Annotated in this window: 9 protein-coding genes; 1 reads left to right on the forward strand and 8 read right to left on the reverse strand. The window is 46.9% G+C overall.

Annotated elements, in window-relative coordinates:
• Positions 1-537: 537 nt before the first annotated feature.
• From KB236_08660 to xylA, 6 genes are all read right to left on the reverse strand, one after another.
• On the reverse strand, positions 538-909 hold the full coding sequence (locus KB236_08660; GenBank protein UIF30333.1) for a DUF1801 domain-containing protein: 372 nt from the start codon (positions 907-909) through the stop codon (positions 538-540).
• A 215-nt stretch (positions 910-1,124) separates the two neighbouring features.
• On the reverse strand, positions 1,125-2,495 hold the full coding sequence (locus KB236_08665) for a sugar porter family MFS transporter (protein UIF28610.1): 1,371 nt from the start codon (positions 2,493-2,495) through the stop codon (positions 1,125-1,127).
• A 448-nt stretch (positions 2,496-2,943) separates the two neighbouring features.
• Positions 2,944-4,977 carry a right-handed parallel beta-helix repeat-containing protein gene (locus KB236_08670; protein ID UIF28611.1) on the reverse strand — a complete coding sequence of 678 codons (2,034 nt, stop codon included), beginning with the start codon at positions 4,975-4,977 and terminating at the stop codon, positions 2,944-2,946.
• A gap of 224 nt (positions 4,978-5,201) precedes the next feature.
• Complete coding sequence (locus KB236_08675; protein UIF28612.1) at positions 5,202-6,569, reverse strand: sugar porter family MFS transporter; 1,368 nt, start codon at positions 6,567-6,569, stop codon at positions 5,202-5,204.
• A 381-nt stretch (positions 6,570-6,950) separates the two neighbouring features.
• Entirely contained in the window at positions 6,951-8,459 is a 1,509-nt protein-coding gene (xylB, locus tag KB236_08680) for a xylulokinase (protein UIF28613.1), read from the reverse strand.
• A 119-nt stretch (positions 8,460-8,578) separates the two neighbouring features.
• Complete coding sequence (xylA, locus tag KB236_08685) at positions 8,579-9,934, reverse strand: xylose isomerase (GenBank protein ID UIF28614.1); 1,356 nt, start codon at positions 9,932-9,934, stop codon at positions 8,579-8,581.
• 317 nt (positions 9,935-10,251) lie between these two features.
• On the opposite strand from xylA, the gene KB236_08690 reads away from it, so the two are divergent.
• Positions 10,252-11,427 carry an IS256-like element IS1310 family transposase gene (locus KB236_08690; protein UIF28615.1) on the forward strand — a complete coding sequence of 392 codons (1,176 nt, stop codon included), beginning with the start codon at positions 10,252-10,254 and terminating at the stop codon, positions 11,425-11,427.
• 233 nt (positions 11,428-11,660) lie between these two features.
• Here the strand turns inward: KB236_08690 and KB236_08695 are convergent, their stop codons facing one another.
• Positions 11,661-12,860 carry an ROK family protein gene (locus tag KB236_08695; protein ID UIF28616.1) on the reverse strand — a complete coding sequence of 400 codons (1,200 nt, stop codon included), beginning with the start codon at positions 12,858-12,860 and terminating at the stop codon, positions 11,661-11,663.
• Between the two features lie 326 nt (positions 12,861-13,186).
• Positions 13,187-13,990, reverse strand: a complete 804-nt coding sequence (locus KB236_08700; protein ID UIF28617.1) for an AraC family transcriptional regulator — start codon at positions 13,988-13,990, stop codon at positions 13,187-13,189.
• Between the last annotated feature and the right edge of the window lie 30 nt (positions 13,991-14,020).

The raw sequence follows: 14,020 nt of genomic DNA on the forward strand, positions 1-14,020 counted from the left end.
ACTCTGGTACTCAGCTGATGAGGTTTACCGCCATTAACCGAGTCACCAACACCACCGGAGGCAGTCAGAGATTCCAGGACTCAAAGCGTCAGCTAACACCGCTGTCACGGCTACCTCCATCTCCGACTACCTCCGGTTACGGTGGTTGAAACCCATTAAACTTACGATAACATCGCTGGCGTGACCACGTTCTGCCGATTTAATTGGATACACTTCAAGTAGCCGTGAGTGAGTCAAATTTGGTCTCAGCCGTGGGATTTTCCAAGTATTCTGCTTGGAAAATGGCGTCTTTGAGACGCGGGCTGACGGCTCAAAGCGAGGGACAAGACCGCTCTTTGGCTTGTCCCCGTCCTGCCCACCGCGATCCAGACAAAATTTGGCGAACGGTAAGGCGACCAGTACGCGACTAGCATATTATAGTAGGCGTTATCCTTGTCACACTAAGGATTCTAGCTACTTTCTAGCTTTCAACCTTCAGTAAAATCACAAAAACCGGTTCCTTCCTATTGGAAGAAACCGATCATTTAATAGCATTATCTACTTACGCCAGAAGGTCGTGCAGGCCACTTTATCGGCGATATTGAACGCAATGATCTGGTGTAAAAGTGCATAATCCACTGGCTGCGTCCACCTGATCCGGCCGAACTTCTTCCCGGGATTGTACTGATCCGCAGCAATCTGCTCGGCGAATTTGGCCATCGCCGGACCTTCGGGCGCAAAGGCCAGGTGAGGCTTGGCCACGCTAAAACCGATGATAAACGTACCATGATCGGTAAACATCGGCTGATTCCAGGCGTAACGCGGTTTTAACTGGGGAAATTCGGTCTGGACCCAATTCAAGACTTCTCGGACGCGCGCTTGTTGTGTTGGGTCCTCGATTTTACGCAAGTATTCTTCAAATTCAGCAATCATGGTGTCACCCCACAGATAGTTGGTTAAATCTCCATTTAGTATAGCATTGCGGGCGAACTGACGGGTCATTATTCCGAAATTAATGACGAGCGTTACCAAATCTCTACACAATCTACATGTGAATAATACATTGGTCAGATAAGCTAGACCTAGACAATAAAAAGAGGTCACCCTCTCAGGAGTCACCTCATTTTAAACATGATTCATTTAAACTACTTCGTGGCACTAGCCGGTTCTGCTTCGCCAGCCTTGGCACGTAACGTGGCTTCGATCTCTTCCAGAGAACGGTTCCGCGTTTCGAAGACCTTGGCGTGAACGAACCAGATGGCCAATAAGCACAAGACACCGTAACCGATGAACAGGCTCCCAGTGCCGAAGAAGTCCAGCAAGGATGGGAACGTCAACGAAACAACCATGTTGGCTCCCCAGTTAATAACACTGGAGAAGGAGTTCCCTAACCCACGAATATTCAGTGGGAAGACTTCACCAATCATAACCCACATAACAGGACCCCAAGTAGCGGAGAAGAATGCGATGTAGATGGTTAAAGCGATAACGGAAATGATAGCAGCCACGTGTGACCCACCAGAGAACTTCATCCCGAAGCTCATGACGAACAGCGAAACCGCCATCCCGATAGCCCCGTAAATCAGCATCTTCTTCCGATCGACTTTATCCATAATCATCACGGCAACGGCCGTCACAATAACGTTGAAAATCCCAATCCCGATGTGGGCCAACAGCGCAGCGTTAACCCCGAAACCAACATCCGTAAAGATGGTTGGCGCGTAGTACAACACGGTGTTGCATCCCATAACTTGTTGGAAGATCGCCAAGCCTAGCCCAATGATTAAGGATGGACGAACCATCTTGCTGAAGAGTTCACTCCAGCCACCACTCACAATTTTAGCTTGTTCCTGAATCTGAGCCAATTCCTTGTTAACGGCCTTGGTATCATGCTTGTTCATGGTATCCAGAACTTCACGCGCATTATCAACGTGACCCGTCTTAACTAAGAACCGAGGACTTTCTGGTAAGACCAGCCCACCGATGAACAGCAAGGCAGCTGGAATGGCAGCAAAGCCTAACATCCAACGCCAACCAGTGTACATCCCGGCGAAGGAGTAGTTGGTGATGTAAGCCAACAGAATCCCAGTCATAACCATCAGTTGGAATAGACTGGACATGGCTCCCCGCTTATCAGCAGGTGACAATTCAGCCAAATACGTTGGGATTAAGGCGGAGGCGGCCCCAACGGCCATCCCTAAAATAATCCGTGAAACGATTAACGTCCAGAATTCCGGTGAGAACGCGGAACCTAAAGCCCCAATGAAGAAGATAATAGCAGATAACAGTAAGAGCTTCCGCCGACCAAACCGGTCAGACGATGGCCCAATAATCGCGGCACCCAAAACGGCACCTAATAAAACGGCACTAACGACCCAGCCTTGTTGCCAAGATCCCAGGTGCATTTGCTTCTGAATAAACAGAATAGCTCCCGAAATTACCCCGGTATCATACCCAAAGAGGAGACCTCCCAAGGCGCCGAAGAAGTAAACGAATCCGGTAGATACTTTTCGCATTAATATTACTTCCTTTTACGGTTCATCGCCGTTGAATTATGCAATATGTAAGTTAATTAGCATTTGTTGGTTGATTGCGGCAACCAACTATGTGTCTATGATAACACTTACATTTTATTTTTGAAAGCGTTTACCGAGAAAAAAGTAGCAAATTTACATGATTTTTGAAAATTAGTCATCAGATTACCATTGGCCAGCCATTCCAGCGCCTGGTTCGACGGCCCACCGATTATTTTAAATTTCTGCGATTTTTACACCTTTTATACATAATGTTAATCAAAACTACACATCAATTCGGTACACTTAACGCTATTAAAAAAGAGATTACCTGTGCTAGGCAATCTCTTCGAGCGAGCTTGAGACAAAACTTCCCCAACGCCTGCATTTTAAATTTAGATAATCGAAGCGGGCCCCCAAAGGTAGCCGATTCCGCTTCCTAAGTCTTCGTTTATTCTTGCCACAGCGGCTCACTGGCATCTTTATCTGATACAAAGGGTCCTGGCACTGCGGAAACACCCCGATGGTTGCCGAAGTAGTCTTCATTGAAGATGATATCGTCGCCATTTGGTTGCTCGTACCGCTGTTCGGGTTCAAAGGCCTCACCCAAGGTGTCCGTGGTAACAATTCCTTCATAGTAATCACCAATCAGGTCGTACAGGTTCGTTTTAACGGAAACTTTGCCGCCGTCTTCAACCAGCTCAACAGTGACTTGATCACTCGTGTTGACCAAGTTGTCTGTTTCCTTCTTCCAGGCTTTAGCACCGTTAAAGTAAACGTTACCCGCAGCCCAGACTGGTAAGTGGCCATAGTGGGCACTCATCAAGTCGTTCATGTCCGTTTCCTTGGCAAACGTCCCATCAACGTGACTGAATTGTGCGTACCATTCGTCATAGGTTGGATACTCATCAAAACCGTTCGTCCCAACTTGTTCGGTATCTTCGTGTTCCCGATCGACCAATGTTTCGTTTTCTGGATCTTCAACTGGCCAGTTCTGAACGAAGATGTTGTTGTAGAAGCGATCGTCCCCGTGCAGGATGGTCATAAAGCCAGCAACTTCAGTCCGGTGTTGAATATGATAAGGCGTAAACCGTGGTTGGTTCTTACCATCCACAAAGAAGTCGGTATTCGCACCAATCGAAGTAATGGAACCTAACATCAGATTGTGGACACAAGCGACACCTTGAGTCGCCAACCGTAACGAAGCCTTAGACAACAGCAAGTTATTATCAATTAAGGTTGGTCCGTGGCCGACTTCAACGAAGATGTCTTGGCTTTGCATCGCCCCAACGATCCGTTCTGCAGTGCCAGTAGGCGCATAGTTGTGATCCAACAAATTCTGCGTGATCCGCGTCCCTTGGGCTTCCCAGTCGGTCCAAATCCCCATCGTGCAATCGTTGATGTGGTTGCGGCGAATGATGACATCGATTGCCGCGTGCATCTTGATCCCGGCAATTTCGGCACCAGCCAATTCTTGCATATTGTTGATGTCATGAATGTGGTTATCTTCAATGATACTGAAGACGCCACCCTGCCTACCAACAATCCCATCTTGTTCGCAATGATGGATATTGTTCCGTCGAATGATGTGATGACCAATATTTTCCTTTAACCAACCGTGATACTGACCGCGGCAGACGGCGTCACGTTCCATTTGCGTTGGACTCTTCACGTGCTTGTAGGTGAAGTACTGATTGTTAACCGGATCTTCGTACTTCCCTAGTGAAATGCCGGCACAACGACTATGACTAATGTCACAATCTTCAATAATCCAGCCCTTTGACCAGTGCGGCCCAATCATGCCATCTTGATAAGATGCAGGCGGTGCCCAAGTCGTGGCTGCTTTATTGACGTTGAATCCACTCACGGTGATGTTGTTAATTCCCGTTACTTGTGGCATAAAGACTTCCCGCCGAACGTTAATTTCAACGTCTTCTTGATTCGGATTCTTGCCTTGGAAGTTGGCGTAGATGACCGTTTCATTCCGGTCGGTGTCCTGTTCGGTATACCACTTGTAAACGGAATTCTTACGTTCCCATGACCGCGCGTAAACCTTGGCTTCAACACAGTCTTCAAGCGAAGTCGTTTCGTAGAATTGCCGGTCGTTCATGTAAACCGCACCGGTATGCTTGTTCACAGGGCCAAAATACCAATCACCCATCACAAACTCGGTGTAGGGATTGTAAGAACCGAACAAACCATTGTTAATTCGGCTCACCCAGACGTTGCCTTGATAGTGTTGCCAATTCTTAACAGCTTCCGCACCGGTAATTATTGCTTTTAAATGTTCGACACTGCGATATGTAATCCGTTCGTCTTCAGTCCCACCGTGCTTAGGATTGACATATTCTCGGTAAGTTCCCGGAAATACCAAGACTTCATCACCCGGTTGGGCAACTTGGGCAGCCGTATTTATTTGTTTATACGGTGCCACTTTAGTCCCATTACCATCGTGGAGCGCTTGAGCATCAACATAGATCTTCATGAAAAATTGCCTCCTTATTTCTAACAAATATCCTTAACGTCGATTCACGGGAAAAAAGCATATAAAGCGCTTACACAAAATATTTTACCGAGCATTTTGGCAATTTGTTTGAAGAAACATCTGATTTTTTGAATATTTCGGATATTCTGTTTTCTCCCCCAAATAGAATTGACCGCCAAAAAAGGAGGCCACCCTTCAGCAAGCCTCCCTCACCCTATCAAATTCTATTTAACAGTACTTAAGTCTTCGGCACCAGCCTTGGCCCGTAACGTCGCTTCGATTTCTTCCAGTGAACGGTTCCGCGTTTCGAAAACCTTCACCTTCACGAACCAGATGGCTAAGAAGCACAACACACCGTAACCGATGAACAGGCTCCCAGTTCCGAAGAAGTTCAGTAACGTTGGGAACGTCAAGGAAACGACCATGTTGGCCGACCAGTTAATCACACTGGAGAAGGAGTTCCCCAATCCACGAATGTTCAATGGGAAGACTTCACCAATCATAACCCACATCACTGGTCCCCAAGTTGCCGAGAAGAAGGCAATGTAGATGGTCAAGGCAATAACCGAGATAATGGCGGCGGCTTGTGAGCCACCAGAGAATTTCATCCCAATACTCATAACGAACAAGGAAAGTCCCATCCCAATGGCACCGCCGATCAGCATCTTCTTTCGGTCAATCTTATCCATAATCATCACGGCAATTGCAGTCACGATCACGTTAAAGATCCCAATCCCAATATGTGCTAACAGCGCGGCGTTGACGCCAAACCCAACATCGGTAAAGATGGTTGGCGCGTAGTACAACACCGTATTACAACCCATAACTTGTTGGAAAATTGCCAAGCCCAGACCAATAATCAGAGATGGCCGGACCATCTTACCGAAGAGTTCACTCCAGCCACCGTTTTTCATCTTGGCCTGTTCTTCAATTTGAGTCAATTCCTTATCAACGGCAGCCGTGTCGTGCTTGTTCATGGTATCCAAAACTTCACGCGCTTGATCGGAGTGCCCCGTCTTCACTAAGAACCGAGGACTTTCGGGAAGAATTAACCCCCCTAAGAAGAGTAAAGCCGCTGGAATTGCCGCAAATCCTAACATCCACCGCCAGCCGGTGTAGATGCCAGCCCAGGCGTAGTTGGTGATGTAGGCAAATAAAATCCCAGTCATCACCATCAATTGGAACAGACTCGACATGGTTCCTCGTTTATCGGCCGGTGACAATTCGGCCAAATACGTTGGAATCAGAGCTGAAGCTGCCCCCACGGCCATCCCTAAGATGACCCGAGAGATAATCAAGGTCCAGAATTCTGGTGCAAATCCAGAACCCAAGGCCCCAATGAAGAAAATAATAGCAGATAATAACAGTAACTTCCGCCGACCATAACGGTCAGAAGATGGTCCAATAATTGCAGCCCCGAGAATCGCACCCAAAAGTACGGCACTCACGACCCAACCTTGTTGCCAGGACCCCAGATGCATTTGTTTTTGGATAAACAGGATGGCCCCGGAGATAACCCCAGTATCATAACCAAACAGCAATCCACCTAATGCACCGAAAAAGTAAACAAATCCGGTCGAAACTTTTCGCATAGATATCGCTCCTTAGTGCGGCATTTGCCGTAGTGTCAGCAGTGGCAATGTATGTAGAGAAGTATAGCTGAAAATGTAAGTTGGTTGCTTCTGGGTTGGTTGAGGTTACCAACCAACCATGAATACAGAATAACATATTTCTAGCGCAAATGGAAGCGCTTTCTAAAACAACCACATTCTCCCCCAAAAACGTGGCGAACAGACTGATTATCACGGACATTTCCCTAATAATCGTCAGCAATTTATGACGAAGTACGCCACCGGCCTGTAGTTTACTTATCTTTACGGGGACGATCAAAACCGCCAAACCACGGGAAGCCTCTTTTCTTCATAACGCCAATCAAAAAAGCCCAGGATTTCTCCCAGGCTCCACAATCTCAATTAAAGTTCTTCACGCCGGTAATCCAACAATTGTGCACTGATACTCTTAGTTTGTTGGTAAACCTGCTTGTAAATCTTGTGCATCTTAGCATATTTCGCTGCATTTTCTGGATTTGGTTCGTAGGCCTTGCCGAAGTGGACAAACGTTTCGGCACAGTCTTGCAAGGAATCAAACCAGCCCAGGCCAGTTGCCGCAATCATCGCAGCCCCCATACCAGGACCCTGTTCGTTCTTCAAGCTGACGACTTTACGGTTAAAGATGTCGGCCTGAATCTGTAGCCACAGCGGACTCTTAGCGCCCCCACCGATGGAAACAACCGTATCAAAGTCACCACCGTTTTCTTCGTAAATATCAAATAGGTCTCTGAAGGAGAAGACAATTCCTTCCAGAACGGCCCGGACGAAGTCGGCACGCGTATGGGTCCCATCGACTCCGGTAAAGCTCCCCCGGATATCAGCGTCGGCGTACGGTGCCCGTTCACCCACGATGTAAGGGGTGTAGAGCAACCCGTTAGCGCCAACCGTCGATTTCGCCGCACTGGCAACAAATTCCGTAAAGTCTTCAGCCGGTGCGAAGGTCTTCTTGAACCAACTGAGGGAATACCCAGCGGCCAGCGTCACACCCATGGAATAGTACTTGTCTGGAATGGCATGGTCTTCGAATTGGACGACACCGTGGTAGTTCACATCCGGTGTGTCCTCATACTTCAAGACAACGCCAGATGTTCCGATACTGGACAAGACCATGTTGGGATGTAAAATACCAGCACCAACGGCCCCAGCGGCGTTGTCAGCGGCCCCACCAAAGACTTTGGTAGCCGTCGTCAACCCGGAAAATTCAGCGTAAGCCGGCGTTACCGTCCCCGCAAAATCAACGGACTTGATTAATGGTGGGCACATGCTCAGCGGAATATCGAAGGTTTCACAAATTTTCTTGCTCCATTCGCCCTTGGCCACGTCGAGTAAGACGGTCCCGGTGGCATCGGAGTAATCCATGGCGAGATTCCCGGTCATGCGGTAACGGACGTAATCCTTAGGCAACACGAAATACTTTGCCTTGGCCCAGATATCAGGTTCGTTTTCCTTAACCCACAACAACTTGGTCAGCGTGAAGCCTTCCAGTGGTTGGTTCCGGGTGATATCGACGAATTCGTCGCCCATTTTGGCTTCGATTTCTTCCCGTTGTGGCGTGCTCCGCGTATCGTTCCACAGAATGGATGGCCGCAAAACCTTCTTGTCCTTGTCCAGCAGAACCAACCCGTGCATTTGTCCAGAAAAGCTCAAGCCTTCGATATCATCCGCGCTCAAGTGGTCGTTCAAGATCAACCGCACAATGGCGACGGTCGTCCCGGAAACCCAGTCCTCAGGATTCTGCTCGTTATAGCCGGGCTTCTTCTGAATTAAATCGTAATCAAAACTCTCTTGGGCGACGATCTGCCCACTGTGATCTAGTGCTGAAACCTTAACGGCACTCGTCCCTAGGTCAACACCGAGTACATACTTTCCCATCGGTCATTCCTCCTAATTGTCGATTCGTCTGTTTAATCTCTGATTTAGAAATAAAAATGACGAACGAACACACCGTCCGTCCGCCATTCTATTGATATTTATTTTCGCAAAGTCCGCGATTACTTGCTCAACGTGTCAATGATGTAGTGGTTAATCGTATCCTTGACTTCTTCCAAGTGATCGGAGTGCGTAGCAGCAATCAATTCTGATTGTGGCTTGTCGATAGCGTACTTTTCAAGGGACTTGAAGTCAGCCTTGCCGCTTTCGATGTCAGCACCGATACCGGATTCGTATGAGCTGTAACGGTCAGCCTTCAGCTTGTCTAAGAAGCCGTCCTTCTTCATAGCAGCAGCAACCCGTAAGCCGGCAGCAAAGCTGTCCATACCTACAATGTGGCCGTAGAAGAGGTCTTCTGGGGCGAAGGATGAACGACGAGGCTTAGCATCGAAGTTCAAACCACCGCGAGGGCCGATACTCCCGTTTTCAACGACTTCGTACATAGCAGCAGTCGTTTCGTACAAGTTAGATGGGTATTCATCAATATCCCAGCCAATCAACTTGTCACCTTGGTTGGCATCCAATGAACCTAACAAGCCTGCTTCACGGGCAACACGGATTTCGTGTTGGTAAGTGTGACCAGCCAAGTTAGCGTGGTTACCTTCCAAGTTCAACTTGAAGTCTTTATCCAAACCGTATTCTTTCATGAATGCGATCGTGGTTGCGGCATCGAAGTCGTATTGGTGAGTCGTTGGTTCCTTTGGCTTTGGTTCGAGCAACATTTGTGCGTCGAAACCAATTTCGTTAGCGTAATCCTTAGCCATGTGGAAGAACTTAGCAGCGTGTTCTTGTTCTTCCTTCATGTTCGTGTTCCAGAGTGATTCGTAACCTTCACGGCCACCCCAGAAGACATAGTTTTCAGAACCGACACGCTTACCAATTTCCAGACTGTGCTTCAATTGTGCGGCACAGTAAGCAAAGATATCAGCGTATGGTGAAGTTGCGGCACCTTCAACGAAGCGAGGGTTCGTGAACATGTTTGACGTGTTCCATAGAACCTTCATGCCACTCGTCTTTTGGTATTCAACGATCTTGTCAACGACTTTATCCAGGTTCTTGTTGGTTTCACGTAAAGTGTCGCCTTCTGGAGCTAAGTCACGATCGTGGAAGCAAAGGTAATCTACACCCAATTTATCGTAAAATTCGAATGCAGCATCAACCTTGGCTAATGCCAAGTCCATAGGATCAGTGTACTTGTCGTATGGACGTTGCGCAGTCCCATCACCGAATGGGTCAACCAAACGTTGATCAAAGGTGTGCCAGTAAGCTACGGCGAACCGTAACCAATCTTTCATCTTTTTACCGGCAATAACTTCTTCCGGATTGTAGTATTGGAAACCTAAGCCTGACTTCTTATCTTGATGGCCGACATATTGAATCTTGTCGATACCTTTCCAGTAACTTGTTTTAGTATCCATAATTTATAAAAACCCTCCTAGTTAGTTCGTTGCGACAACCAACTTACAAATTCAATTATACAAGGTTTTATCGTTAATGCAAGCGTTTTCGAGAAAAAGATTTAAAAAGTTGTTAGCGATTTCTAAAGGCGCGGATATAGGATCTTGGGAGTGAGCTTAGGGCGCTTATTTGGGAGATGGAACCGATGAACGTTTCCTTTGAGAGCGTAAAATATCTTGTGTAAACGCACAAAAGATTTCTAAATTGTATAGAAATAGGGAATGCCTTCCCTTATGATATTTAGTAACCACAGAAAACATCACAGGAGGCATTCCCCATGAATGAACTTACCACAGAAATTATCGCTGCACTAGCCCAAAAACAAGATTTGGACGAAGTTTTTCGTCACCACCTTGAAATCGCCATCAACCAGCTGCTTCAAACTGAATTGGCAGAGTTTTTGGGTTACGAACGCTACTCATACGCTGGGATTAACACTGGTAATAACCGCAACGGCAGTTATGAGCGCTCGTTTGATACGAAGTACGGCCAACTTAACTTAACCATTCCTCGAGATCGCAATGGCCGGTTTGAAAATCATACCTTGCCAGCCTACGGTCGGCACAGTGATAATTTAGAAACAACGGTTATTCAGTTGTATACCAAGGGAATTACCACTGCTGAAATTGCCGAACTCATTGAGAATATGTACGGTGCTCACTACTCCAAAGCCACGGTTTCCAACATGACTAAAGCCGTCAATGAACAGGTTCAAGCTTTCCAGCAACGTCGACTGGCTTCACAATATGCGGCTATCTTCTTAGATGCCACTTACTTGCCGTTAAAGCGGGATACCGTTCAAAAAGAAGCGGTTCATATTGCGATTGGCATTCGTCCAGATGGTACGAAAGAAGTGCTGAACTACCAAGTGGCGCCGACGGAATCAACTGGGATCTGGACTGAATTACTGGGAACCCTGATTAAGCAAGGTGTCAAAGATGTGCTGTTGTTTGTGGCCGATGGGTTAGTTGGTTTGGATGAAGGTTTAAATCGGCATTTTCCCAAAGCTAAACGACAACGTTGCCTGGTTCATGTTGGGCGTAATTTGATAAACAAAGTTCGGGTGAAAGACCGTAAGGCCGTGATCAATGACTTTAAACAAGTTCATTGGGCTGCCAATCGTGAAGCAGCCGAACTGAAACTGAATGAGTTCGCCAACAACTGGCATCGTACCTATCCCAAGTTAATCAAAGATCTGCTTAAAATGCCGAATCTGCTCACTTTCATGGACTTTCCACCAGCCATTCGGCAATCACTCTACTCCACTAACTTGATTGAGAACTTTAACAAGCATCTCAAGCGCACCACCCACCGCAAAGAACAATTTCCAACGGAAGATTCACTGGATCGATTCCTGGTTTCTCAGTTTAATGCTTATAACGAGAAGTCTCTGAAGCGGATCCACCGAGGCTTTAAAGGACTCCAGGACACCTTGGAAGCATCATTTATTTGAGTTAGTTACATATTATATGTACGAAGGCATTTCATTTACACAAGATTCTTGACGCTACCTTTCCTTTATATTTAGTTGATAAAGGTCATGCCTAATAATTGGCGATCACTTCACCTCTCGTCGGTCTGGCGCTCCTCTTAGGTTCACTGATTGGCTTCACCGGTCGTCGTAAACGTAACTAACCACAAAAATACTGGCTCACAGGATAATCCCGTGAGCCAGTATTTTTGTGCCTACACTTCAGTCGCCTTAGCGCTAGGCCGTTCAAAATTCAATTCATAGCCGTTTAAATTCAAGACCCGGTGGGTAATAAGTGAGCATCCACCCAGTACCGTAGCCAGTCGCGCATTGTTGGTCAACTCGATACCCCGGTCGTCATTCTCAGATAACTTGCGGTAAGCCACCCGAATCTTCGGCAAGAGATCTGGCAGTTCTTCCACCAATGGCGAGTTAATGAAGAAAGCGTCGGGATCCAGCGTTCGCATAGTATTGTAAATGAGTCCAGCAATTCCCGTCACGAAAGTCTTCAAAATCTTAGTGGTTGCGACATCATTTTCCTGATACAAACGGACAATATCATCCCGATCCAGATTGCTCAAGCCCTTACGCTCCTCAACCTGCTGGATAATCGCGTCTTCGGAACAAATATCTTCCGCGTGAATGGGCCGGGCATTGCCGTCAGCGTCAAACTGAAGACTGGCGACCGTCCGCCCGATTTCACCGGCATCCCCGTGTTCACCACGGAAAAGATCGCGGTGCAAGACGACGCCGGCCCCAATCCCACGGTGAATACTGATAGTTACCGCACTATTGAGATTCCGCGCACCGTTAAAATCACGTTCATAGACGGCGGACAGGTTAGCTTCGTTTTCCAAAACTACTGGCACGTGACAGGCCTCGGTGAAGACCTCTTCCAAATCAACGTCGGCCATATCAATGAACGGCGACGTCACAACTTTATTGTCCATAACAATCCCGTGAATGGAGAAACAGATACCCAGGAGCCCATGACTACTGGTATCCGCCGCCTGCGTATCGGCAATGTACTGCTTAATTCGCGCCACCATTTCATGAATCGACTGGTCCTTGGTCTCAATCCGATCGTATTGCCAGATATGCCCATCCAAGCGGGTTGCCAGCGCATGCAAGTGCCGGTAGCCCAAATCAAACGTCAACGTATACCCATAATTCCGATTAATTTCAACTAACGTTGGCTTGCGCCCACCCGCAGTGGAAGCCTCCCCCAGACCTAATTCTGTCAAGTAACCGTCGGCCATCAGCGTGTTGTATAGCGATGAAACCGTTGACTTATTTAGGTGAAGCTGGTGAGAAATCTCGATCCGCGAGGTGGGATGGTTATTAAAAATCTGTTGCAGAACAAACTTCAAGTTCTGATCATGCAGCTGATTACGATTCATACTACGACGAACCATCCAATCCCTCCTTATCGCTCGGTCGTTCTTGCACCACTTCTCAAGTCCTTACTGTTAGTGCGGCAGATCGCCCAACTAACCTGACCATCTGTCGTCTTGCTTATAATTCGATTGGAAGCGATAACAGAAACTAGCATCATGGTTCAGTGAACCAACTAACCACAGTATCGCCCACACCTTGTGAAATTTCAACCGTTTACGCTAAATTTATTTACATTTCTTGTCATTTACGCCCTGATTAGGTTATTGGGACAACGAATAGCATCATTACATGGTGAAACGCAAAAGAAGCGCTGTCGATTGGCAGCGTTTCTTTTGTGGTGGCATTATTGGAAAAATGCACGGAAACTCCCGGGCGTCACTTTCTCACGCTGCTTAAACGTGGTGATAAAGTAACTATTGGTATTGAACCCAACCAGTTTCCCAATCTCTTCAACACTCTTATCGGGATAATTCGCCAGTAGCTCCTTCGCCTTCCGAACACGATAATCCATCAGTAAATGATGGGGAGAACTATCAAAATAGGCACGAAACACTTCTAAAATGTACTGTAAACTATAGTGAGTCTGCTCAACAAAGTCTGCATTTTTCAGATCATGCATGTAGTTAGCTTTGATGTACTCCAGAATCGGTGTCACAATAACGGCCATTAAATGCGGACTAACATCGTTTTTTATCTGATTTTTCTTAATCAATAATAAAAATTCGTAGACCAATACCGAGGCTTGATAGGTGTCAACCTTCCTTGCTTGAATTTGCTGATAGCTTCGATCAACGAACTCACGTAATTGTTGATCAGGTGCCTTAATTTGAATGTACTGACTGAACCGCAACGTTGCCAGCATTTCTGTAATCAGCTCACCACCAAAAGTGAAGTAAGCGGTAAGCCATTCGCCGCTCACGGCATGGTAAGCGTGCGGAACATCCTTATCAATCAGAACGCCCTGTCCTGTGCGAAGCTCAAACCGTCGATCGCCCACCATAATTTCACCAACACCAGCAATGGTTTGTAACCAATGCACATATGGATAGCCTTTCTTACGATTAATCGATTCCTGTGGCCAGCGGTTACTAATGCTATCAATGTACAGTGGCAGCGAATAATCCGTTATTCCAAAGCTATAGCGCATATTTTCCACTCCATCAGCTACTGTATTTTT

The sequence above is a fragment of the Levilactobacillus brevis genome (genome assembly GCA_021383565.1).
Taxonomy (GTDB): domain Bacteria; phylum Bacillota; class Bacilli; order Lactobacillales; family Lactobacillaceae; genus Levilactobacillus; species Levilactobacillus brevis_B.